The organism is Mesorhizobium captivum, assembly GCF_033977165.1.
Taxonomy (GTDB): Bacteria; Pseudomonadota; Alphaproteobacteria; order Rhizobiales; family Rhizobiaceae; genus Mesorhizobium; species Mesorhizobium captivum.
The window spans coordinates 31,613-54,538 of sequence record NZ_JAVIJB010000033.1; the positions used below are offsets into that span (position 1 = coordinate 31,613).

At 64.1% G+C, this 22,926-nt stretch carries 18 protein-coding genes; 7 read left to right on the plus strand and 11 right to left on the minus strand.

The features are described from left to right. Window positions 1-38 precede the first annotated feature (38 nt). Entirely contained in the window at window positions 39-2,843 is a 2,805-nt protein-coding gene (locus RFM40_RS24380) for a [protein-PII] uridylyltransferase (protein ID WP_320278400.1), read from the minus strand. Between the two features lie 188 nt (window positions 2,844-3,031). Here RFM40_RS24380 and RFM40_RS24385 point away from each other — a divergent pair, with 188 nt between their 5' ends. The 4 genes from RFM40_RS24385 (at window position 3,032) to RFM40_RS24400 (ending at window position 7,784) form a co-directional block, all read left to right on the plus strand. Beyond that, the gene (locus tag RFM40_RS24385; RefSeq protein ID WP_320278401.1) at window positions 3,032-5,542 is read left to right on the plus strand and encodes a heavy metal translocating P-type ATPase; all 2,511 of its coding nucleotides are present in this window, start codon (window positions 3,032-3,034) and stop codon (window positions 5,540-5,542) included. Between the two features lie 43 nt (window positions 5,543-5,585). Continuing rightward, a complete protein-coding gene (gene copM / locus RFM40_RS24390) occupies window positions 5,586-5,975 on the plus strand; it encodes a CopM family metallochaperone (protein ID WP_320278402.1) in 390 nt (129 codons plus the stop codon). A 109-nt stretch (window positions 5,976-6,084) separates the two neighbouring features. Further along, the gene (locus RFM40_RS24395; protein ID WP_320278426.1) at window positions 6,085-6,930 is read left to right on the plus strand and encodes an aldo/keto reductase; all 846 of its coding nucleotides are present in this window, start codon (window positions 6,085-6,087) and stop codon (window positions 6,928-6,930) included. A 44-nt stretch (window positions 6,931-6,974) separates the two neighbouring features. Continuing rightward, window positions 6,975-7,784, plus strand: coding sequence for an MBL fold metallo-hydrolase (locus RFM40_RS24400; protein ID WP_320278403.1), 810 nt, complete (start codon window positions 6,975-6,977; stop codon window positions 7,782-7,784). A gap of 9 nt (window positions 7,785-7,793) precedes the next feature. Here RFM40_RS24400 and RFM40_RS24405 read toward each other — a convergent pair whose 3' ends face one another. From RFM40_RS24405 to mutS, 3 genes are all read right to left on the minus strand, one after another. Beyond that, window positions 7,794-8,363 carry a TetR/AcrR family transcriptional regulator gene (locus tag RFM40_RS24405; RefSeq protein WP_320278404.1) on the minus strand — a complete coding sequence of 190 codons (570 nt, stop codon included), beginning with the start codon at window positions 8,361-8,363 and terminating at the stop codon, window positions 7,794-7,796. 5 nt (window positions 8,364-8,368) lie between these two features. Continuing rightward, entirely contained in the window at window positions 8,369-8,833 is a 465-nt protein-coding gene (locus RFM40_RS24410; protein ID WP_320228212.1) for a nuclear transport factor 2 family protein, read from the minus strand. A 92-nt stretch (window positions 8,834-8,925) separates the two neighbouring features. Beyond that, window positions 8,926-11,664, minus strand: a complete 2,739-nt coding sequence (mutS, locus tag RFM40_RS24415; protein WP_320278405.1) for a DNA mismatch repair protein MutS — start codon at window positions 11,662-11,664, stop codon at window positions 8,926-8,928. A 240-nt stretch (window positions 11,665-11,904) separates the two neighbouring features. Between mutS and RFM40_RS24420 the strand changes: the two genes are divergently transcribed. Continuing rightward, complete coding sequence (locus RFM40_RS24420; protein WP_320278406.1) at window positions 11,905-14,184, plus strand: NADP-dependent malic enzyme; 2,280 nt, start codon at window positions 11,905-11,907, stop codon at window positions 14,182-14,184. 86 nt (window positions 14,185-14,270) lie between these two features. On the opposite strand, the gene RFM40_RS24425 is transcribed toward RFM40_RS24420, so the two are convergent. From RFM40_RS24425 to RFM40_RS24435, 3 genes are all read right to left on the minus strand, one after another. After that, window positions 14,271-15,404 (minus strand): porin, encoded by a 1,134-nt coding sequence (locus RFM40_RS24425; RefSeq protein WP_320278407.1) that lies wholly within the window; start codon window positions 15,402-15,404, stop codon window positions 14,271-14,273. 384 nt (window positions 15,405-15,788) lie between these two features. Then, window positions 15,789-16,493, minus strand: a complete 705-nt coding sequence (locus tag RFM40_RS24430; RefSeq protein ID WP_320278408.1) for an antitoxin Xre/MbcA/ParS-like domain-containing protein — start codon at window positions 16,491-16,493, stop codon at window positions 15,789-15,791. A gap of 376 nt (window positions 16,494-16,869) precedes the next feature. Continuing rightward, window positions 16,870-17,862, minus strand: coding sequence for an adenosine kinase (locus RFM40_RS24435; protein ID WP_320228218.1), 993 nt, complete (start codon window positions 17,860-17,862; stop codon window positions 16,870-16,872). 378 nt (window positions 17,863-18,240) lie between these two features. Here RFM40_RS24435 and RFM40_RS24440 point away from each other — a divergent pair, with 378 nt between their 5' ends. Both RFM40_RS24440 and RFM40_RS24445 read left to right on the plus strand, forming a co-directional pair. After that, window positions 18,241-19,143, plus strand: a complete 903-nt coding sequence (locus tag RFM40_RS24440; protein ID WP_320218524.1) for a DMT family transporter — start codon at window positions 18,241-18,243, stop codon at window positions 19,141-19,143. Window positions 19,144-19,208: 65 nt separating this feature from the next. Beyond that, window positions 19,209-19,904 carry a sulfate transporter family protein gene (locus RFM40_RS24445; RefSeq protein WP_320278409.1) on the plus strand — a complete coding sequence of 232 codons (696 nt, stop codon included), beginning with the start codon at window positions 19,209-19,211 and terminating at the stop codon, window positions 19,902-19,904. A 1-nt stretch (window position 19,905) separates the two neighbouring features. Here RFM40_RS24445 and RFM40_RS24450 read toward each other — a convergent pair whose 3' ends face one another. From RFM40_RS24450 to dut, 4 genes are all read right to left on the minus strand, one after another. Next, complete coding sequence (locus RFM40_RS24450) at window positions 19,906-20,712, minus strand: isocitrate lyase/PEP mutase family protein (protein WP_320228220.1); 807 nt, start codon at window positions 20,710-20,712, stop codon at window positions 19,906-19,908. 80 nt (window positions 20,713-20,792) lie between these two features. Next, window positions 20,793-21,647: a hypothetical protein gene (locus RFM40_RS24455; protein WP_320228221.1), complete on the minus strand. Its 855-nt coding sequence runs from the start codon at window positions 21,645-21,647 to the stop codon at window positions 20,793-20,795. Between the two features lie 64 nt (window positions 21,648-21,711). Further along, window positions 21,712-22,371, minus strand: coding sequence for an HAD family hydrolase (locus tag RFM40_RS24460; RefSeq protein WP_320278410.1), 660 nt, complete (start codon window positions 22,369-22,371; stop codon window positions 21,712-21,714). Beyond that, a complete protein-coding gene (gene dut, locus RFM40_RS24465) occupies window positions 22,371-22,856 on the minus strand; it encodes a dUTP diphosphatase (RefSeq protein ID WP_320228223.1) in 486 nt (161 codons plus the stop codon). The genes RFM40_RS24460 and dut overlap by 1 nt, the downstream gene beginning before the upstream one ends. Window positions 22,857-22,926 lie beyond the last annotated feature (70 nt).

Sequence of the window (22,926 nt, forward strand, 5' to 3'; positions counted from 1 at the left end):
TGACTGCCTGCGCAATTGCGTCAAATGGATGGTGATGGTCACTCGGCGGCCGCCGCCTTGGCCTTGCCGTTGCGTTCGGGCACGTTGCCTTCCAGTGTGTCGATCAGCCGTTTGTGGATGGTGGCCGTCCGCGTCGGGCTATCGATCTTCTGTCCGGTGAGGTCGGTGACATAGAACGTGTCGATGACCTTCTCGCCGAAAGTGGTGATGTGCGCCGAGGCGATGTCGAGCGACAGGTCGGACAGCGCACCGGTGATCTCGGAAAGCAGGCCCGGCCGGTCCAGCCCCTCGATCTCGATCACGGAAAAGCGGTTCGACAGCGTGTTGCGGATCTCGGCGCGCGGCTGAATGCGGAAGGCCTTGGCGCCGCGCTTCGGCTTGGTCCGCTTCTCGATCATCTCGGGCAGCCAGCTCTTGCCTGACAGCACATCCTCGATCAGCCGGCCGACGCGCTCGGCACGCCGCCGTTCGTCCTCGTCGCGGTCGAATTCTCTGGAGATCAGGATGGTGTCGAGCGCCCGTCCGTCCGAGGTGGTGAAGATCTGCGCGTCGACGATGTTGCCGCCGGCCGAGGCACATGCGCCGGCAATCACCGAAAGCAGGCGCGGATGGTCCTGCGCCAGCACCGTAACCTCGGTCACCGCCTCGAACTCATGCGTCTTCACCATCGTGGCAAGCTTCCTGCCGGCCGCATCCGCCTCGCGGATGAATTCGGCGTGCCGCAACTGGTCGGGCAGGTCGACGGCGAGCAGATAGTTTTCGTAGTGCTGGGCGACATAGCGCTTGCGCTCCTTCGCCGGCCAGGCGGCCAGCGCCTCGGCCAGCTGCTCGCGCGCCGCTGCTGTGCGCTGGGCGCGCGAGACCTCGGAGAAGCCGCCGGTCAAAAGCAGCTCGGTCTCGAAATAGAGCGTGCGCAGCAGCTGCCCCTTCCAGCCGTTCCAGACGCCCGGCCCGACGCCCCTGATGTCGCAGACTGTGAGGATCAAGAGCAGCTTCAGCCGCTCGACCGACTGCACGATCGATGCAAAGTCCTCGATCGTCTTGCGGTCGTTGAGGTCGCGCGTCTGCGCCGTCATCGACATCACCAGGTGGTTCTCTACCAGCCAGGCGACGGTCTCGGTGTCGGCCGCCGACAGTCCCATATGCGGGCAGATGCGCCGCGCGATCCTGGCGCCGGCTTCCGAATGGTCCTCCGGCCGGCCCTTGGCGATGTCGTGCAGCAGCACCGCGACATAGAGCGCCTCGCGACTTTTCTTCAACCCCGGCATCAACGAGTGCGACAGCGGATGCACTTTCGCGCCGTCGCCGCGCTCGATCTCGGCCAGCACGCCGATGCAGCGGATGAGATGCTCGTCGACCGTATAATGGTGGTACATCGAGAACTGCATCATGGCGACGATCTTGCCGAAGTCGGGGATCAGCTTGCCGAGCAGTCCCGCCTCGTTCATGCGCCTGAGGTTCAGCTCGGCATTGCGATCCGAGGTCAGGATGTCGAGGAACAGCCGGTTGGCCTCCTCGTCTCGCCTCAGCGACTTGTTGACCAGGCCGAGCGAGCGGGTGAGCAGCTTAAGCGCGTCCGGATGGAACTCCAACCCGTGCTTGTCGGCGAACCAGAACAGCCTCAGCAGATTGACCGGATCGCGCTCGAACACCGTGTCGTCGGCGATGTTGATGCGGTGGTTGTCGACAATGAAATCGCTTGTGCCGGCAAGCTTGCGCTTGCGCCGCGAGAAGGTGAGGAAGATGCGGTTGAAGCCGGGCACATGCTTGGCCTGCTCCTCCTCGAGCGCAGCGCAGAAGATGCGGGTGAGGTCGCCGACATCCTTGGCGACCAGGAAGTAGTGCTTCATGAAGCGCTCGACCGCCGACAGGCCGGGATGCGTGGTGTAGCCCAGCCGCTCCGCGATCTCGCGCTGGATGTCGAAATGCAGCCGCTCTTCCGCCTTGCCGGTGAGGAAATGCATGTGGCAGCGCACCGCCCACAGGAAATCCTCGGCCTTCTGGAATTCACGATACTCGGCCTCGGTGAAGACGCCTTTCTCGACCAGCTCCTCGCCGGTGCGGACGCGGTAGAAATACTTGCCGATCCAGAACAATGTCTGCAGATCGCGCAGGCCGCCCTTGCCGTCCTTGACGTTGGGCTCGACCAGATAGCGGCTCTCGCCTGCCTTGGCGTGGCGCTCGTCGCGCTCGGCGAGCTTGGCCTGCACATATTCCGGCCCCGTCGTGCGCACCACTTCATGGTCGAAGCGGGTGAGCAATTCGTCATAGAGCTTGCGTTCGCCCCAAAGGAAGCGGGCCTCCAGGATCGAGGTGCGGATGGTGATGTCGGTGCGCGACAGCCTCAGGCATTCCTCGATGTTGCGGGTGGCGTGGCCGACCTTCAGCCCCATGTCCCACAGCATGTAGAGCATGTATTCAACGATCTGCTCGCCCCACGGCGTCTGCTTGTAGGGAAGCAGGAACAACAGGTCGATGTCGGAGCCCGGCGCCAGAGTGCCGCGGCCATAGCCGCCGACCGCGACGACCGCCATGCGCTCGGCCGCCGAGCGGTTCTTGACCCGGTAGACATGGGTCGCCGCGAAATCGTAGAGCGCCCGGATCAGCTCATCCATCAGATGCGACAGCCGCTCGGCGCAGGCATTGCCGCCGCCATCCTCCTTCAGCATCGCCTCGGCGTTTTTTCGTCCTTCGCCAAGCCTGCCCTTGAGCAGCTGGAGAACGGCCGTGCGCGTGGCCTTGCCGGAGCCGTCGCCGGCGCTTGCCGCCGTCAGCGCCGTCATGTCGCGGCACAAGGCGTCGGCGTCGATGATTTCGTCGAGTTTCAGGGGGATCTTTGCCATTTCGGCGGCGTCTATAGCGTGTTTTCGCGGCGCTGTGTATGGGGCGGACGAACGCGCCTGTATAGTATGGGAGGAGCACGATCTGCGGCCGCCCGGCCAATTTTCCAAAAATCGAAACCGGCCCTTGACCTTCCAGTTACTGGAAGGACTACCTCCGCCTCAATTCGAGAATTCCGAGGCATTTGATCATGAGCCATTCCGACCATAACCATCATCATGCGCATGGCGCAGCCTGCTGTTCCGCAAAGAGTGCCGCACCTGCAGCCGAAGCGGTGGTCCGCGATCCGGTCTGCGGCATGACGGTCGATCCGGCCGCCGGCAAGCCGACGGCCGAGCATGCCGGCCGGACCATTCATTTCTGCAGCGAGCGCTGCCGCACGAAGTTCCAGGCCGAGCCGGATAAATATCTGACGGCCACAGATCCCGTCTGCGGCATGAATGTCGACCGCGCCAGCGCAAAGCATTTCATCCGCCACGAAGGCCAGGGCTTCTATTTCTGCTCGGCCGGCTGCCAAGGCAAATTCGAAGCCGAGCCGGCAGAATACCTTGCTGGCCGGCCCGCACCGCAGCCGATGCCGAAGGGCACGCAATACACCTGTCCGATGCATCCCGAGATCATCCGCGACAAGCCCGGCGCCTGCCCGATCTGCGGCATGGCGTTGGAGCCGATGGGCGTGCCGACCGGCGACGAGGGGCCGAACCCCGAACTGGTCGACTTCACCCGGCGATTCAGGGTGAGCGCGGTGCTCTCGCTGCCCCTCCTCGTCATCGCCATGGTGCCGATGCTGGGCGTGAGCTTCGAAAGCTTCATCGACGGCCGCACGAAAACATGGGCAGAGCTGGCTCTGGCGAGCCCGGTGGTGCTGTGGGCGGCGTTTCCGTTCTTCCATCGCGGCTGGGAGTCAGTGCTCAACCGCAGCCCTAATATGTGGACGCTGATCTCGCTCGGCGTCGGCGCTGCCTATCTGTTCAGCCTTGTCGCGACGCTGTTCCCGGATGTCTTCCCGCATCAGTTTCGCGGCCATGACGGCACCGTGCCGGTTTATTTCGAGGCGGCCGCGGTCATCGTCGCGCTGGTGTTCCTCGGCCAGGTGCTGGAACTCAGAGCCCGCGAACGCACGGGCTCGGCCATCCGCGCCCTGCTCGACCTTGCGCCGAAGACGGCGCGCCTGATCGGCGCCGACGGTTCCGAGAACGACGTGCCGCTCGACAGCGTCCAGGCCGGCGACCGGCTGCGCATCCGCCCCGGCGACGCGGTCCCGGTCGACGGCATCGTGCTGGACGGCCGGTCTTCGATCGACGAATCCATGATCACCGGCGAACCGCTTCCGGTCGAAAAGACGGAAGGCGATCCTCTCACCGGCGGCACGCTGAACAAGAACGGCTCGCTGATCATGCGCGCCGAGAAGGTCGGCGCCGAGACCACGCTCTCGCGCATCGTCGAGATGGTCGCCAAGGCACAGCGCTCGCGCGCCCCCATTCAAGGGCTGGCCGACCGCGTCTCCTTCTATTTCGTCCCGGCGGTCGTGCTGGTGGCGATCATCGCCTTCATCGCCTGGGCGGTGTTCGGCCCCGAACCCAGCCTGATCTTCGCCACCGTCTCGGCGGTTTCGGTGCTGATCATCGCCTGCCCGTGTGCGCTGGGCCTCGCCACGCCGATGTCGATCATGACCGCGACCGGGCGTGGCGCACATGCCGGCGTGCTGATCAAGGAAGCCGCTGCCTTGGAGCGCTTCGCTTCCGTCGACACGCTGATCGTCGACAAGACCGGCACCTTGACCGAGGGCAGACCGAAGCTGACCGACGTCGTCGCGGCCGAGGGTATCGACGGGAATGACCTGCTGGCGCTCGTCGCCACCCTTGAAAAAGGCTCGGAGCATCCGCTCGCCGAGGCAATCGTTGAGGGTGCCGCAGAACGCGGCGTCAAGCTTGCCGATGCCGCAGACTTCGAGGCGATCACCGGCAAGGGCGTTGCCGGCACGGTGTCCGGCAGGAAAGTTGCGCTCGGCAATGCGGCGATGATGGCCGATCTCGGCGTCGACACCGCAACGGTTTCCGCCGAAGCAGAGACGCTGCAGGCCGAAGGCAAGACGGCGATGTTTGTCGCCGTCGACGGCAAGCTCGCCGGCTTCGTTGCCGTCGCCGACCCCGTCAAGGCAACCACGGCCGTAGCGATCAAGGCGCTGCATGGCAAGGGCTTGAGGATCATCATGGCGACCGGCGACAACGAGCGCACGGCAAAAGCGATCGCCCGCAGGCTCGGCATCGACGAGGTTCGCGCCGGCCTGCTGCCGGATGAGAAGGGCGCGCTGGTCGAGGAGTTGCGCGCCAGGGGCGCCGGCGTCGCCATGGCTGGCGACGGCGTCAACGACGCACCGGCGCTGGCTGGCGCCGATGTCGGCATCGCCATGGGCACCGGCGCCGATGTCGCGGTCGAAAGCGCCGGCATCACGCTGGTCAAGGGCGACCTCAACGGCATCGTCAGAGCCCGCACATTGGCCCAGGCGACGATCCGCAACATCCGCCAGAACCTGTTCTTCGCCTTCCTCTACAACGTGCTCGGCGTGCCGGTAGCTGCCGGCGTGCTCTATCCGCTCACAGGCACGCTGCTGTCGCCGATGATTGCGGCGGCGGCGATGAGCCTGTCGTCGGTCTCGGTCATCAGCAACGCGCTTCGGCTGAGGACGTTGAAACTCTGAGCAACGTCCCCAGATACGAAAATCCAACCATAAGGAGACCTGAATGACCCTGGCCAAGAAGATCATGCTGCTGTTGATGGCGGCGGGAATGCTGTTAGCGGTGTTCCTCGAAAGCGTTCCGGCGCAATCCGAGGAGATGAAGCACGACATGTCGGGCATGGCGATGGGCGCGGACAGCCCCGCCACCGTTGGCTACAAGGCGGCGATGGACAAGATGCACAAGGACATGATGCTCAACTACACCGGCGATGCCGATGCCGACTTCGTCCGCGGCATGATCCCGCACCATCAGGGCGCGATCGACATGGCCAAGGTGGTGATCGCCAACGGCAAAGACCCGGAAATCCGCAAGCTCGCCGAGGGCGTGGTCAAGGCGCAGGAAGCCGAGATCAAAGAGATGCAGGACTGGCTTGCCAAGCATCCGATGAAATAATTTCCCGCGTCGGGAATCCGGGCGAAGGCGAGGACTTCGCTCTGGATTTCCGGCCTTGGCTGTGCTGCGATCCGGCTTCACGCGGAGCAGGCCCATGTCCTCCAAGCCCATGTCTTCTGAAATCAGAACCACCACTCTACCGTCAGGCGAAGCTGTTCCGGTGTTGGGTCAGGGCACGTGGAAGATGGGGGAGGATCGCCGGCGCCGCGCCGATGAGGCCGCGGCGCTGAAGCTCGGGCTGGACCTCGGCATCACGCTGATCGATACGGCGGAAATGTACGCCGGCGGCGGTGCCGAGGAAGTGGTTGCGGAAGCCATCGCCGGGCGCCGCGACGAGGTCTTTCTGGTTTCCAAGGTGCTGCCGACCAACGCCTCGCGCGCCGGCGTGACGCGAGCCTGCGAGAACAGCCTGAAACGGCTCGCCACCGACCGCATCGATCTCTATCTGCTGCATTGGCCGGGCAGCGTGCCTTTGGCCGAAACCGTCGAGGCCTTCGAGGCCTTGAAGACGGCCGGCAAGATCCGCCATTGGGGCGTCAGCAATTTCGACACCGACGAGATGCAGGAGCTGGTCGGCCTGCCCTCCGGCGGCAACGTCCAGACCAACCAGGTCCTCTACAATCTCTCGCGGCGCGGCCCGGAATTCGATCTTGCGCCCTGGAGCCTTGAGCGCGGCATCCCCCTGATGGCCTATTCGCCGGTCGAACAAGGCGTGCTGGCGCGCAACGCCAAGCTTGATGCGATCGCCGCCCGCCATAACGCGACGGCCGCGCAGATCGCCCTTGCCTGGGTGATGGCGCAGAAAGGCGTCATCGCCATCCCGAAGGCCAGCCGGCAGGAGCATGTCCGCCAGAACGCCGCCGCGCTCGACATCAAGCTGACGGCGGAGGACTTCGCCGAGCTCGACCGCGCCTTCCCGCCGCCAACGCGAAAGCGCGGCCTGGAAATGATCTAGCCGAAAACCTCACGTCAAAATGTGCGGTTGAAAGAGAGCAAGCGTTGGAACGAATCTCAACCGGACCGTATCACACGACCTACAAGGTTGGAGACATCAGGGTCACGTCGCTGCGCGACGGCTATGTCGACATGCCGACCGGACGACTGCGCCAGCCGGGAGACAGGACATTCGGCGGTGACCTTCCTGCGCAGGTATCGCTCGTCGACGGTGCGCTCAGGCTGTCCGTCAACGCATTCGCGATCGACGACGGTCATGAAATCACGCTGATCGACACAGGGTCCTCGAATGCCTGGCACCCGACGATGGGGCTTCTGCCGCAGGCGCTGAGCGAGGCGAAGATCGCCGTCGATCGGATACGCAGCATTGCCTTCACCCACACCCATCTCGACCATATCCACGGGCTCATCCTTCCGGACGGTCGGGACGGTTTCCCGCAGCTCGCCCGCTTGCTTGTCCCGCGGCCTGAACTCGACATGTTCAGGTCGGAAGCGAGATTGAGCCGCTTCCATGATCGAGCGCAGCCTTTGGACCCGGGACAGCGCCTGAGCGCGAGTATCGAGGCGATCGCCACCCCGGGCCATGAAATCGGCCATACCTGCTTTCGTGTCACGAGCCGCGGCGAAACATTGTTGGTCTGGGGCGACCTCGTGCATGTGCCGTCGCTTCAGTTCGATCGGCCGGAGGTCGCATGGGAATTCGACGGCGACCAGGAGCAGGCGCGGGCTAGCCGGTTGCAGATATTGGCCCTCGCCGCCGACAACGCCTATTGCGTTGCGGGAGCACATCTCGATTCACCGGGCGTCGGCCGGATTTCCCGAACCGAAACTGGCTTCCGCTTCGAACCCCTGTAGGAACCGGGGCTAGATCTTAGCCGGTAGCCCAAGCCGCATCCGCAGTCGCCGCAAGGCCCTTGAAAATACGTCGAGGTCATTGGCGGCGCGGGCAAGCGTAAGTGCACCCTGGATGGCGGCGACGGTTTCCTCGGCTAGCTCGCTGGCCTCGCCCGGTCGGTGCCCGGATCGCGCGAGCGCCTCGGCGAGACGGGTGACCCAGCGGCCGAAATAGTCCCTTATTTGGCCGGCGAAGAGGTCGCGCGATTCATCCAGCGCGAAGGCGCCGATGAGGCAAACCCGGCGCCCCGAGCGGAAGTAGCTGTCCGTCGCCTCGAACATGTGCTCGATCCCGGCCTGCGGATCGGTGCTGTCGCGCAGAGGTGAAAAGACATTGTCCTCGAACCAGCCGTCGATATGGGCAATGACGGCTCTCGCAATCTCCTCCTTGCCGCCGGGAAAGAAGTGGTAGAGGCTGCCCTTGCCGAGCCCCGCCGCCTCGCCGATCAAGGACAGGCTGGCGCCTTCGTAGCCATGCTCGCGAAAAACCTCGGCGACGAGCACCAGCAGCTGGTCGCGATCCGGAGCGATGCGCCGCACCGGCCTTAGAGCCCGAGTTCCGAAAGGCCGGGATGGTCGTCCGGTCGGCGGCCGAGCGGCCAATGATACTTTCGTTCGTTTTCAGCGATCGGCAGGTCGTTGATGCTGGCGACGCGGCGGCGCATCAACCCGGCCTCGTCGAATTCCCAATTCTCGTTGCCATAGGAACGGAACCAGTGGCCGCTGTCGTCGCGCCATTCATAGGCGAAGCGCACCGCGATGCGGTTTTCGTTCCAGGTCCACACCTCCTTGATCAGGCGATAGTCCAGCTCTCGCGCCCATTTGCGCTTGAGGAAATCGACGATCTCGCCGCGGCCCGAGATGAATTCGGCCCGGTTCCGCCAGATGCTGTCCTCGGTATAAGCGAGCGAAACCCGTTCCGGGTCGCGGCTGTTCCAGGCATCCTCAGCAAGCCGCGCCTTTTGCGCTGCCGTTTCAGCCGTGAAGGGCGGCAATGGCGGACGGCTCATGGAAATCTCCTGTCGCTTTCGGTTATCGATAAGCGACATTGTACCGAACGGTACAATGAGTCAACAGCGAGACTGGCGGTCAAAGATTGAGGCTATTGCCTCGTCGCCAATCCCTTCAGCCGATAGAGCGCTTCCAGCGCCTCGCGTGGCGTCATCTCGTCCGGATTGATCGTGCCGAGCGCATCGCCCAGCGCATCCTTCTTTGCCGGCTTCGGCGCCTCGCGTTTTACCGCCACCGAAAACAGCGGCAGGTCGTCGACAAGCCGGTTGGTCTTGCCCGAAACCTCGCCTTCCTCGAGCTGGTGCAGCACTTCCTTGGCCCGCGCCACCACCGCTTCCGGCAGGCCGGCGAGCCGCGCCACCTGCACACCGTAGGAACGGTCTGCAGCACCCTTGCCGACTTCGTGCAGGAAGACGACGTCGCCTTCCCATTCCTTGACCCGCATGGTGACGTTGGAGAGCCGGGAAAGCTTGCCGGCCAGCGCCGTCATTTCGTGGAAATGGGTGGCGAAGATCGCCCGGCAGCGGTTCTTCTCATGCAGATATTCGACCGCCGCCCAGGCGATCGACAAGCCGTCGAAAGTCGCGGTGCCGCGGCCGATCTCGTCGAGAATGACCAGCGCCCGCTCGCCCGCCTGGTTGAGGATCGCCGCCGTCTCGACCATTTCGACCATGAAGGTCGAGCGGCCGCGCGCCAGATCGTCCGAGGCGCCGACGCGCGAGAACAGCCGGTCGACGACGCCGATATGGGCGCTCCGCGCCGGCACGAACGAGCCGGTCTGGGCAAGGATGGCGATCAGCGCGTTCTGCCTGAGGAACGTCGACTTGCCGCCCATGTTGGGGCCGGTGAGCAGCCAGATGGCGCCCGCCTTCGCTCCGCCTTCAGGCGAGAGGTCGCAGTCGTTAGCGACGAACGGGCCCTCGCCCGAACGCCTCAGCGCCTGCTCGACGACCGGATGCCGCCCGCCGGAAATCTCGAAGGCGAGGCTGGCATCGACGGCCGGCCGGCACCAGCCTTCGCTCTCGGAAAGCAGCGCCAGCGCTGACGACACGTCGAGCACGGCGAGCGCCTCGGCACCGGCGCGGATGCTGTCGGCATTGCTGACCACCTCCGCCGTCAGCCGATCGAACGCGGCAAGCTCGATGCTGAGCGCCCGGTCGGCGGCATTGGCGATCTTCGATTCCAGCTCCGCCAACTCCGTCGTCGTGAAGCGCATGGCGTTGGCCATGGTCTGGCGGTGGATGAAGCGCGCCTTGGCGGCATCGCTGCCGGTCATGATCGAGTGATGGTTGGCCGTCACCTCGATGTAATAGCCGAGCACATTGTTGTGCCGGATCTTCAGCGAGCGGATGCCGGTCTCCTCGATCAGCGAGCGCTCCAGCCCGGCGATCACTTTGCGCGACTCGTCACGCAATGCCCGCATCTCGTCGAGCTCGGCCTGATAGCCGCTGCGCACGAAGCCGCCGTCGCGCTTGATCAGCGGCAATTCGTCGTCAAGCGCCTCGCTGAGGTGGCGGGCGAGCGCCTCGGGCAAGGCCTTGATCGCGGCAAACGCCGCGGCGAGCTCGGCGGGCAGGGCCGTCGTCGCGAACAGCGCGGCGATCGCGCCCGCCGCCTCGAAGCCGGCGCGCAGCGCGCCGAGGTCGCGCGGGCCGCCACGGTTGAGCGCCAGCCGGGACAGCGCCCGCGGCATGTCGGCGACGCTCTTGAGATTTGCCCGCAATCCTTGGCAAAGCCGCGTCTCGGCGCGGAAGAACGATACCGAATCCAGCCTTGCCGAAATCGCCGCCGGATCGGTCAGCGGCGCCATCAGCCGGTCGGCGAGCAATCTTGCCCCGCCGCCGGTCACCGTGCGGTCGATCGCCTTGAACAGCGAGCCGTCGCGGCTGCCGGACAGCGTGCGCAGCAGCTCCAGATTGGCGCGCGTCGCCGGATCGATGAACAGCGTCGAGCCGCTCTCCTCGCGCTCGGGCCGCGACAGCGGCGGCCGCTCGGCTTTCTGCGTCTTCTCGACATAGGCAATGGCGCCCGAGATCGCCGACAGTTCGGCGCGCGAGAAGGCGCCGAAACTATCGGGCGTCGCCACCTCGAAGAAGCGGGCGATGCGCCCCGTCGCCGATGCCGAATCGAACAGTGACGGCGGCTGCGGGTTGGCGACCCGGCCAAGCACGTCGAAGACCGGCCGCAATTCCGGATCGTGGAAGACCGGCTCGGCGACGATCAACTCGCGCGGATCGACGCGGAAGATGTCGGCAAGCAGCCGTTCGGCCGTGGTTTCAGCCACGCGGAACGCGCCCGTCGAGATGTCGATCCAGGCAAGCGCGAAACTGCCTTGGCTGGCCGCATTGCCGCCCTTCACCCGGCCCAGCGCCATAAGAAAGCTCGATTCCGAGGGCGCGAGCAGCTTGTCCTCGGTGATGGTGCCTGGCGTGACCAGCCGCACCACGTCGCGCCGCACCACCGATTTCGAGCCGCGTTTCTTGGCTTCCGCCGGGTCCTCGATCTGCTCGCACACGGCAACGCGAAAACCTTGCGCGATCAGCTTCTGCAGATAGTCGTCCGCCGCGTGCACGGGCACGCCGCACATCGGAATGTCGTGACCCTGGTGCTTGCCGCGCCGGGTCAAAACGATGCCGAGCGCCTGGCTTGCCTTTTCGGCGTCGTCGAAGAACAGCTCGTAGAAATCGCCCATGCGATAAAAGAGCAGCGAATCCGGGTTCGCCGCCTTGATCTCGATATACTGCTCCATCATCGGCGTGACGCCGCCCATGGCTGGCGTCGATGGCGTCGTCTCCTGGGCGTCGGGATCGGTCGGCATGTGCATGTTCATTTTGGAACGCTAGCAGATGTGACAGCCCGGTTTAATGCCGGGCGCTCGAAAAGCAGGGGAAAGCGCCAGCCATGCTGCCAGCCGGCCGCCAGTCGAGCCTCGGCAATGCACGGGTGTTCCGCGTTGAAGCAGCTTTGCCCGGCTTGGCGGTTTACAGCGGCCGCGTGTAGTCTTAATCCGGAAACTCCATAAAAAGCACCCGTCCCAAGCGGTGCCTCAGGCGAGGAAATCAAAAGCATCATGGCCAGGAAAACCGAAAGCAGCGGGCCCTCCGTCAGCGCGCAGGAGGCGCTCGAATTCCACGCCATGGGGCGTCCAGGCAAGCTGGAGATCGTTGCCACCAAGCCGATGGCGACGCAACGCGATCTCAGCCTCGCCTATTCGCCGGGAGTCGCCGTCCCGGTGCGCGCCATCGCGGAGGACCCGAGCCGGGCCTTCGACTACACCGCGCGCGGCAACATGGTAGCGGTCATCTCCAACGGCACCGCCATTCTCGGCCTTGGCAATCTCGGCGCGCTGGCCTCGAAGCCGGTGATGGAAGGCAAGGCGGTGCTGTTCAAGCGCTTCGCCGACGTCGATTCCATCGACCTCGAAGTGGCGACCGAGGACGCCGACGAGTTCATCAACTGCGTGCGCTTCCTCGGGCCTTCCTTCGGCGGCATCAACCTCGAGGATATCAAGGCGCCGGAATGCTTCATCATCGAGCAGCGGCTGCGCGAGCTGATGGACATTCCCGTCTTCCACGACGACCAGCACGGCACCGCCATCATCTCTTCCGCCGGGCTGATCAACGCGCTGGAGATCACCGGCCGCGACATGAAGACCACGAAGATGGTCTGCAACGGCGCGGGCGCGGCCGGGATCGCCTGTATCGAATTGATGAAGGCGATGGGTTTTTCGCCGGAAAACATCATTCTGTGCGACACCAAGGGCGTGGTCTTCCAGGGCCGCACCGAAGGCATGAACCAATGGAAGTCGGCGCACGCGGTCAAGACCGAGGCGCGCAGCCTCGCCGAAGCGCTGGACGGCGCCGACGTCTTCCTCGGCCTTTCCGCCAAGGGCACGCTGACCCCCGCCATGGTGCAGTCGATGGCCAAGAACCCGATCATCTTCGCCATGGCCAATCCCGACCCGGAAATCACGCCCGAGGAAGTGGGCGAGATCCGCACCGACGCCATCATGGCAACCGGCCGCTCGGATTACCCGAATCAGGTCAACAACGTTTTGGGCTTCCCCTACATCTTCCGCGGCGCGCTCGATGTCCGGGCCACCACCATCAACGAAGAGATGAAGATTGCCGCGGCGCGCGCCCTGGCCGAGTTGGCGCGCCAGGACGTGCCGGACGACGTCGCTGCGGCCTATCAGGGCAACCGGCCGAAATTCGGCCCCAATTACATCATTCCCGTTCCGTTCGATCCGCGCCTGATCTCGGCGATCCCGCTGGCGGTGGCCAAGGCCGCGATGGACTCCGGCGTCGCCCGCAAGCCGATCCTCGACCTCGACCGCTATGCGCAGGAGTTGTCTGCCCGTCGCGATCCGATCGCGTCGACCCTCCAGCGCATCTATGACCGCGTGCGCCGGCAGCCCAAGCGCATCGTCTTCGCCGAGGGCGAAGAAGAGCAGGTGATGCGCGCCGCCGTCTCCTATGTGAACCAGAAGCTCGGCACCGCGATCCTGCTCGGCCGCGACGACGTCATCAAGGAGAATGCCAGGAATGCCGGCATCGACCTCAACAAGCAGGGGCTCGAGATCATCAATGCCAGGCTGTCGCGCCGCAACGGCATCTACACCGACTATCTCTACGAGCGCATGCAGCGGAAGGGCTACCTGTTCCGCGACTGCCAGCGCCTGATCAACAACGACCGCAACCATTTCGCCGCCTGCATGGTGGCGCTGGGCGACGCCGACGGCATCGTCACCGGCGTGACCCGCAACTATTCCACCGCGCTTGACGACGTGCGCCGCGTCATCGACGCCAAGCCCGGCCACCGCGTCATCGGCGTCTCGATCGTGCTTGCGCGGGGGAAAACCGTGCTCGTTGCCGACACGGCCGTGCACGACATGCCGAATGCCGAGCAGATCGCCGATATCGCTGAGGAGGCCGCCGGCTTTGCCCGCCGCATGGGCTACGAGCCGAGGATCGCGATGCTTGCCTACTCGACCTTTGGCCACCCGCAGGGCGAGCGCTCGGAGCGGGTGCAGGAGGCGGTGCGCATCCTCGACAAGCGCCGCGTCGACTTCGAATATGACGGCGAGATGGCGGCCGACGTGGCGCTGAACCCGCGCGCCATGGCGCAATATCCGTTCATCCGGCTGACCGGCTCGGCCAATGTGCTGGTGATGCCGGCCTTCCACTCGGCCTCGATCTCGACCAAGATGCTGCAGGAGCTCGGCGGCTCGACCGTCATCGGCCCGCTGTTGGTCGGCTTGAACAAGCCGGTGCAGATCGTTTCGCTCAACGCCAAGGATTCAGACATCGTCAACATGGCGGCGATCGCGGCCTATACGGCGGGGAATTGAAAGGGCGCGTCAAACTTTGCCAGGGACAAACAAAAAGGCCCGCGGCGACCACGCCGCGGGCCTTTTCATTAGGTTGTGGACTTCGATCAGAACGAGCGCTGGAAGCGGACGATGCCACCCCAGCTGTTCTTCTTGTCGGCCTTTGTAAAGTTGAAATCGTCGGCGTCGCCGAACTTGCCGTCGTGGACATAGTCAACTTCGGTCGTGATCGTGAAGCCGGGAACGATCGTATAGGCTACGTTTGCCGCAACGGCGGCATTCTTGGCGTCGTCGGCCGAAACCTGGAGGTTGAAAGCCGCCTTGTCGGTGAACTTGTAGGTGCCGCCACCCCAGACCGCCCAGTTGCCGCCCCACGGCTTGTAGAATCCGCGGCCACGCGCCGGGATAGCCCAGCTGCCGTCGTTGAAGTTGTCGTCAGTGCCGTAGCCACCCATGATGAACAGCGACAGTTCCTTGGTGACGTTGACGTCCAGGCGAACCTTGCCGGCCACTTCCTCGTAGGAGCTGTCATAAGCGACGACACCGGTGATCGCACCCCAGTCGCCCTTGTACTTCAAGCCGCCGACGACATTGGGAACGTAGCTGTCGATGGTGCCGTGAATGGCGGTGGAGCCCGTGGTGTCGGAACCTTCTTCGAGCGAGATCACGCCCGAGATGCCGCTGCCGGCATCGAAGTAGTAGCTGACGACGTTGGTGTCCTTGATGCCGTAAGGAATGATGGTGTCCTGGATGACGTTGCCGGCATAGCCGATGAACTGGTCGTAAGGCGTTTCGTCCTTACCGACGCGCAGGCCGCCAAGCTGGATCCAGGCGAAGCTCAGCGTCGGGCTCGAGGTCGGGCCGCCATTCTTGAAGTTGAATTTGGTCTCGGTGTAGGTCTTCAACGTGCCGAGCTCGGTTTCCTGGCCGGTCCAGGTCTTCAGATTGAAGCGGGCGTTCTTGTTCCAGGAGTCCTGGGCGTCACCGTCCTCGTGATCGGTGGCCGTGCGACCGTCGAACGAGCCGACATCGCCCACGCCAGCGTCATAGCGGACATAGCCACCGACGCGCAGGCAGGTCTCTGTGCCGGGGATGTAGAAGTAACCTGCGCCATAGACGTCGCAGATCTTGACGTATTCGGCCGGTTCCGGCTCGGCGACGGTGACCGCGTCGGCGGCGCGGGCGCCCGAAACTGCGATCAGCGCCGCAGCGGAGCCGAGTAGAAGGCTCTTGATGTTCATTTTCTTGAATCTCCAGTCAAAGGTTCAAGACAGGTCTGCGCATGCCTTGCCGGCTCTGCCGCCCCGTCCCCATCGTTGAAGAAGTCGCGCACCGGCGTCGCTTCTTCGCCCTCGACATGGCCTAATCGGCATTCGTTCACAACAGAGATTGTGTCTGAAAAGCGTCTTTTGGAATCTTACCAAGGTCTTGTTGCGCAAATATCACGTCACATATTTGAAAAGAATGGCACATATTGCACAACATATACGTAATGCACGCAATTTTAAGCTGAGAGATGTGCCGAATGTGCCGTTTATTACAGTTTTACGACGGAAAGATAGCCGGATAATATTTCCGGACGCAGTGTTCCAAAAAGCGCAAAACCACCTTGAAAAGGCGGGGGATCAGGACAAGCTGCGCGCGACGCGAACGACGTCCTCGATCATATCTTCGCGCAGCATTTCGATGGGGATGCGGCCATCCAGTTCGGTGGAGGGCCGGGTCAGCCAGAACCAGGCCAGCCTCGGATTGCTGATCGCCGCCAATACCTCGCTTATGCCCGGAGCAGGCCTGCCGTCGACGAACTGGGCGAGCGGGAAGACATGTTTGCGGCCGCCCTTGCGAAGCGCGACGACCTCGCCACGTCTTTGCCAGCGATGCAGCGTCGAGCGGGGTATGCGGAATGTCTCTTCCAGATAGGTCGACCCGGCAACCTCGCCGGCCCAGTCTTCGATGAGCATCGACTGGAGCTCAAAGGCTCGCTCGGCCAGCGGCCGGGAAGCAGGCTTGGCAGGCCCGATCGTCGGGCCTTCGCCCGGACTGTCGGCACCCGATTGGTCGGCGCGCGCGATCCTTTCCGCCATCGAGCGGAAAAACTCGGACGTCAGCTCGGTCCAGCCGCCTTTGACGGAGCTGATTGCAAGCCGCTGCGCCTGCGGCAGGAAGGGAAGGGCGGCGGCAACCGCGCCAGCCATCGCGCTGGCGGAAACCAGGGCCTCCGCATCCAGCAGGACGCCATGCTGCGTCAATGCCTGTCGCACGGCCTCGGCCACCAGGCCGGCCAAGGCCTCTTGCGAAATTCCCTCAGGCGGATTCTGAAATCTGGTCATGCATCTGTCTTGCGCGCCGCGCTCCTCCCTTAGCCGCGGCGTTTTTTGAACGGCTACAACGGAAAGCGGCAATCGCAACGGCAACAGACGCAGCGACCGTAAAGGTTGCTGTCTTGCATGTGGCACCCCAACTGCTGCGGACGTCCCGAAATGTCAGTCGCGGAACGCCCAGATTGCCTGTAGGAGCGATCTATGACAGCCGCGCGACAAATGGCGTTCTTCCCTTTTCCCTTGTGGGAGAAGGTGTCGCCGAAGGCGACGGATGAGGGGTGTTCCAGCTTGACGCCAGCTTACCCCTCACCCGGATTGCCAACCGATTTGCGAAGGGCAAATCGGGGCAATCCGACCTCTCCCACAAGGGGAGAGGTAAGAGGCGCTAAATCAGCCCGGCCTGTTCCGCTTCGCGGCGCAGATTCTGGCGCGGGCGCGGACCGATCTGCTGGATCACCAGCCCGGCCGCCAGCGAGCCGAGATCGCCGCAATCCTGGAGGCTGCGGCCGGCCGTGTAGCCATAAAGAAAGCCGGCGGCATAAAGGTCGCCGGCGCCGGTCGTGTCGACCAGCTCCTTGATGGTGGTCGCCTGGATGGTGACGGTCTCGTTGCCGCGCACGATCACCGAGCCTTTTTCCGAGCGGGTGACGGCGGCGATCTTGCAATCCTTGCGGATCGCAGCCAGCGCGTCCTCGAACGAAGCGGTCTGGTAGAGCGACTTGATCTCGTGGCTGTTGGCAAAAACGATATCGACCGTGCCCGAGCGCATCAGATCCAGGAACTCGTCGCGGTAGCGGTCGACGCAGAAGGAATCCGATAGTGTCATCGACACTTCCCTGCCGGCGGCATGCGCGAGCCGCGCGGTCTGCCGGATCGCTTCCTTGGCGCGCGGCGGATCCCACAGATAGCCTTCGAAATAGGTGACCTTGGCGCCGGCGGCCTTGTCGGCCTCAACGTCCTCCGGCCCGAGCTCGATGCAGGCGCCGAGATAGGTGTTCATCGAACGCTCGCCATCCGGCGTGACGAAGATCATCGAGCGCGCCGTCGGCGGCTCGCCCTGGAGCGGCCTGGTGTCGAAGGCCACACCCTGGGCATGGATATCGTGGGTGTAGATTTCGCCGAGCGCGTCGTTCGACACCTTGCCGAAGAAGGCGGCGCTGCCGCCGAAGCTCGCGACACCCGCCGCCGTGTTGCCAGCGCTGCCGCCCGAAGCTTCGATCGCCGGCCCCATGCGGCTGTAGAGCAGCTCGGCGCGCCGGGTGTCGATGAGGTTCATCGCGCCCTTGATGATGCCGTTGGTTTCGAGAAAGGCCTCGTCGCACTGCGCGATGATGTCGACAATGGCATTGCCGATGCAAAGCACGTCATATTCCGGCATCAATGTCTCCGCCAACGAGTACCGGCTTTCTGCCATGCCGGCCGGGCGCGGGTCTAGCGGCTTGCAACCGCTTTGCCTACCCCGAAAATCGGCGCCTTTTACTGGCGCGCCGGCCTCGACCGGGTTTGTTCGCCGGCTGCGGCAGTGTTCGCATCGAACTGGCCCATATCAGTCACGCCCTTGACGGCTATGGTTTCACCGACATTGAAACATTTCCGCTTGGTCTTGAGCTAGAGCAATTCCAGGAAAAGTGTGAGCGGTTTTCCGTCCGGAATTGCGTAGAAACAAATAGTTAGAGCAGTTCGGCGTTTCCGTGAAACGGTGAACTGCTCTAGAAGCGGATCGTTCCGGCAACAGGCTGAAGGCACGAACCACAAGATGTCCGAGAAGACCGAAATGACCACCGAACTGGCGCTGCTCGGCGTGCTGGCGGTGTTGTGGGGGGCCTCCTACACTTTCATCAAGATCGGCGTCGAGACGATTCCGCCGATAACCTTCATCGCCGGACGCACGCTGATCGCCGGCGGCATTCTGCTTGGCCTCATCCGCTGGCGCGGCCTTGCCATGCCGCGGGATGCGGTGAACTGGCGCCGCTTCATGTTTCAGGCCTGCCTGAACAGCGTCATCCCGTTCACGCTGATCGCCGCCGCCGAGCGCTCGATCGACGCCGGCCTTGCCACGATCCTCAACGCGACATCGCCGATCTTCACCTTCCTGCTGACGGCGCTGATCACCCGCCACGAACCGGTGACGCTGCGCAAGCTGGTCGGCGTCGGCGCCGGCATTGCCGGCATTTGCCTGATCGTCGGAACCGAGGCTCTTGGCGGACTCGGCCATCAATTGTGGGCACAGCTTGCCGTCATCGCCGCTACCGTCAGCTATGCCGGTGCCGCCATATTCGGCCGCAACTTCAGGGGACTCGATCCGATGCTGCCGGCGGCCGGTTCGATGATCTGCGGCGCCGCGATCCTGATTCCCTTGAGCCTCGTCTTCGACCGGCCGTGGACATTGACGCCATCGACGGCATCGATCCTTGCCCTTCTAGGGCTTTCGGTCTTCTCCACCGCGCTCGCTTTCTCGATCTTCTTCCGCCTCATTCACACGCTTGGTTCGGTCGGCACGACCTCGCAGGCCTATCTGCGCGTGCCGATCGGCGTCGGCATCGGCGCCCTCTTTCTGGGTGAGAGCCTTGGGCCGACGGCCTGGCTCGGCATGGCTTTCGTCGTCGTCGGCGTCGCCGCCATGACCATTCCGGCTCGTCAGGCCAGGCTCGCTCGGTAGTTGCGCCGGCCGCCAGGCCCGCCTATCTCGGAAGCGTCTTTCTCGATGAGGGGATTGGAACTCCTGTGATCCTAGACGCCGCCCGCGCCGCCGCCAGCCAACTGTTCTCGCCCGAATTCCGCTCTGTCTTTCTGAAGACCCTGGGCCTGACGCTGCTGGCGCTGGTGGCGCTGTGGTTCGGCATCGAAAGCCTGATCGAATGGCTGGCATGGCCATGGCTGCAGACGCTTGTTCCCGGGTTGCCCTCCTGGGCCGGATGGCTGGGCGGCATCATCGCCGGCATCATTCTGGCCGTTGGGATGGCGCTGCTCATCGCGCCTGTGACGGCAATCATCGCCGGCCTTTTCCTCGACGACGTCGCCGAGGTGGTCGAGCGCACCGACTATCCGGGCGATCCGCCCGGCCGCGCCATGCCGGCGCTGCATTCTCTGGTGCTGGCGATAAAATTCTTCGGCGTCGTCATCCTCGGCAACATCGTCGCGCTGCTTCTGCTTCTGGTGCCGGGCATCAACATCGCGGCCTTCTTCATCGTCAACGGCTATCTGCTCGGCCGCGAGTTCTTCGAATTCACCGCCATGCGTTTTCGCCCTGAAGCCGAAGCCAAGGTGCTGCGCCGCAAATATGCCGGCACGGTGTTCCTGGCCGGACCGCTTATTGCCGTCTTCCTTGCCGTGCCGCTGCTCAATCTTTTGACGCCGCTTTTCGCGGCCGCCATGATGGTGCATCTGCACAAGGCGGTGTCCGCGCGCGAACGGGTCTGACCTACTCAGTGCCGCCGCTGCGGAACAGTGCCTGCAGCTTGCCGAATGGCATCGCGGCGCGGGTGAAGCCGAAGGTGCCGTCCTGCTGGATCTCGCGAGCCGCCGTTTCCAGCATGCCATAGGCGAAATTCGTCAGCCATGGCCCGAGCGAGACGCGTTTGACGCCCGCCTGCGCAAGATCAGCGATAGTGAAGCCGGGCCGCGCCATGACGTTGACCGGCTTGGACACCGCCGAGCAGACCGTCCGCACGGTCTCCGCATCGCTCAAGCCCGGTGCGTAGAGCACATCCGCGCCGGCTTGCTCGAAGGCCTGCAGCCGCTTGATCGTGTCGTCGAGGTCGGTCTTGCCCCACAGGAAATTCTCGGCCCGCGCGGTGAAGACGAAATCGCGCTTGAGCGCCCGGGCCGCTTCGACGGCCGCGGCGACGCGTTCGACGGCATGCGAGAAATCGTAGATCGGATTCCCGGGGTCGCCGGTATGGTCCTCGATCGAGCAGCCGGCAAGGCCGGCGGCTTCGGCCGCGAAGATGGTTTCGGCCGCCTGCTCGGGGCTGTCGCCCTTGCCGCGCTCGAGGTCGGCCGAAACCGGCAGGTCCGTTGCAGCCGTCACTTCGCGGCAATGGTGGATCATGGCATCGAAGGTTACGGCGCCGTCGGGCAGGCCGCGCGAGAAGGCAAAGCCGGCGCTGGTCGTGGCCAGCGCCTTGAAACCGAAAGAAGCCAGAAGCTTGGTCGTGCCGATATCCCAGGGATTGGGCATGACGAAGGTGGAGGCGTGCAGATCGCGAAAAATCTTGCCCTTGTCCATGGCGGGTCCTCAATCGTGATCGGGGTTGTGACGGGAAATCTATCGCGCGGACCGGGGCCGGGCAAATGAATGCGTTTCGTTCAGAAGCGTTTCTCGTTTTCTGCTGACAATTTCTCGAAGGCGTCGGAATCCGCGACGTAGCGCGACTTGGATGCATCCCAATGATAGGTGACCGAAATGTCGTGCGACGCGGCTTGGGGTGCCGCTTCCTCGCAGCTTTCCCCGCTCGGCGCCGTGGCATCGGTTACCGTCGCCTTGATCGCCGCGTGGGGTTTTTCGTCGCCTTGCGTCTGGAACGTCAGGTCCTGCGTGCGCTTGTAGGCACAGACATTCTCGTCGAAGGTGTTGATCCGATCGATCGGTTCGAAACGGTCGTCGCGGACCAGGATCAGCATCGTGCTGACATAGCCCTGGTTCGAATTGAAATGCATGCTCATGGTGATGAGCGCGTCGTCGCCGGGGCCGAGCGCGAGCTTGCCGGGATCGCGAAAATAGCTGTTCCGGTCGGTGGCGACATTGGTGGCGTCGAGCAGCCTCGGCTTGCCCGCAAGATCGTAGAGCGCCAGCACCGCAAACCCTTCGGCGCTGTCTTGCGCCTGCCCGAGGTCGAAAAGCATGGTCAGCCGGTCCTTGCCGCCGGCCTTGACGGGAAGAACGGCGGCATTGGGCAGGTTGATGCTCTCTGGCGGCGAGCCGCCCTCATCGCCGCCGATTATATGGCGCATCTCGATCGGCGCGCTTCCCTTGTAGAAACCGTCATCGCCGGCGGCGAGATCGGGAACGACCATTTTTGCAAGGTCGAGATAGGTAACGTCCTGATGCCCGGGAATGGCGCGGTTCAGCTCAGGAAAGCTGACGGCCTGTGCGTCCGCCGCCGCCCACAGGCATGGCAGCAGTAAGCACGCAAGCATGAGACGGGATAAGACGGAAATCATCGAAAGCGCCCCTCGAAGGCGCTCACGCTAGCACGATGCGTTGCAGCGCGCAGCCGGCGCGGTATCAGTGGATCGGCACCAACCCGGCCAACTCCCGCATGTCGTCGAACAGGATGCCGCCGGCCGCGGCCAGGCCGGCGGGGTCGGAGAACGGATCGGCGTAGTAGGAAAACACGCGCATGCCGGCGGCGATGCCGGCCTGGGTGCCTGCGACGCTGTCCTCGATGACGATGCAGTCGGCCGGCGCGAAACCCATCGTCGCTGCCGCGTGGAGGAAGAGATCGGGGAACGGCTTGCCGCGCGAGACCATGGTCGAGGAGAACATGGCGTGTTCGAACAGCGGCAAAAGCCCGGTCTGGCCGAGCGTGATATGCATCTTCGAGACCCGCGCCGATGAGGCGACGCAATAGGCGATGCCGGCGGCACGCAGCTTCTCGATGAAGTCGCAGACGTGAGGGATAGTCTCGACGCCATGTGCGAACAGGTCCGGCAGGCCGGCGTTCCATCGCTCGACGAAATCGGCGCCGAGCCTGACCTCGGTCTCCGCTTCGATCTCCTTTTGCACCGAGGCCATGCTACGGCCGGAAAAATGCTTGCGGCAATATTCGAAGGTCGTCTCGAAACCGGCGGCATTCAGCCATTCGGCAAGGCGACGATTGGCAAGGTTCTCGGTATCGACCAGGACCCCGTCGCAGTCGAAGATGACCAGCTTTGGAACTCGCATTACGCCGTGCCGGTCGACCCGAAACCACCGGCCCCGCGCGTCGTGCCGCCCGCCAGCGCACGCTCCTCGCTGGCGACCTGCGTCACTGCGGCAAACACGATCTGGGCGATCCGCATGCCGCGCGTCACGGCAAAATCCTCATCGCCCAGATTGATCAGCAGCACCTTCACCTCGCCGCGATAGTCGCTGTCGATGGTGCCGGGTGTGTTGAGGACGGTGAGCCCATGCTTGAAGGCAAGCCCGGAGCGCGGCCGGACCTGGCCTTCCATGCCTTCCGGGATTTCCAGGATCAGCCCTGTCGGCACCAGCGCGCGTTTCCCGGGCAGGATCAGCTGCGGCCGGTCTTCCGGCACCGCGGCGCGCAGGTCCATGCCGGCGGCGCCCGCGCTTTCATAGCCGGGCAGCGGCAAGCCCTCGCCATGCGGAAGCCTGACGAAACCGACGGTGGGGCCGATGACGGAGGAAGGATAGACAGCGGTGCGCATGAGCCCATTCCTATCGACGCGAATGCCGATTCGGTCAACTCGTCGGCAAGCCTATCAACGGCTTTCTTTG

Coding starts and splice junctions, on each gene's coding strand:
- RFM40_RS24385 (WP_320278401.1), top strand. CDS start 3,032: ATGAGCCATTCCGACCATAACCATCATCATGCGCATGGCGCAGCCTGC.
- RFM40_RS24425 (WP_320278407.1), bottom strand. CDS start 15,404: ATGAACATCAAGAGCCTTCTACTCGGCTCCGCTGCGGCGCTGATCGCA.
- RFM40_RS24455 (WP_320228221.1), bottom strand. CDS start 21,647: ATGATTTCCGTCTTATCCCGTCTCATGCTTGCGTGCTTACTGCTGCCA.
- mutS (WP_320278405.1), bottom strand. CDS start 11,664: ATGAACATGCACATGCCGACCGATCCCGACGCCCAGGAGACGACGCCA.
- RFM40_RS24430 (WP_320278408.1), bottom strand. CDS start 16,493: ATGACCAGATTTCAGAATCCGCCTGAGGGAATTTCGCAAGAGGCCTTG.
- RFM40_RS24380 (WP_320278400.1), bottom strand. CDS start 2,843: ATGGCAAAGATCCCCCTGAAACTCGACGAAATCATCGACGCCGACGCC.
- dut (WP_320228223.1), bottom strand. CDS start 22,856: ATGCGCACCGCTGTCTATCCTTCCTCCGTCATCGGCCCCACCGTCGGT.
- RFM40_RS24440 (WP_320218524.1), top strand. CDS start 18,241: ATGTCCGAGAAGACCGAAATGACCACCGAACTGGCGCTGCTCGGCGTG.
- RFM40_RS24410 (WP_320228212.1), bottom strand. CDS start 8,833: ATGAGCCGTCCGCCATTGCCGCCCTTCACGGCTGAAACGGCAGCGCAA.
- copM (WP_320278402.1), top strand. CDS start 5,586: ATGACCCTGGCCAAGAAGATCATGCTGCTGTTGATGGCGGCGGGAATG.
- RFM40_RS24395 (WP_320278426.1), top strand. CDS start 6,085: ATGTCTTCTGAAATCAGAACCACCACTCTACCGTCAGGCGAAGCTGTT.
- RFM40_RS24435 (WP_320228218.1), bottom strand. CDS start 17,862: ATGCCGGAATATGACGTGCTTTGCATCGGCAATGCCATTGTCGACATC.
- RFM40_RS24420 (WP_320278406.1), top strand. CDS start 11,905: ATGGCCAGGAAAACCGAAAGCAGCGGGCCCTCCGTCAGCGCGCAGGAG.
- RFM40_RS24460 (WP_320278410.1), bottom strand. CDS start 22,371: ATGCGAGTTCCAAAGCTGGTCATCTTCGACTGCGACGGGGTCCTGGTC.
- RFM40_RS24450 (WP_320228220.1), bottom strand. CDS start 20,712: ATGGACAAGGGCAAGATTTTTCGCGATCTGCACGCCTCCACCTTCGTC.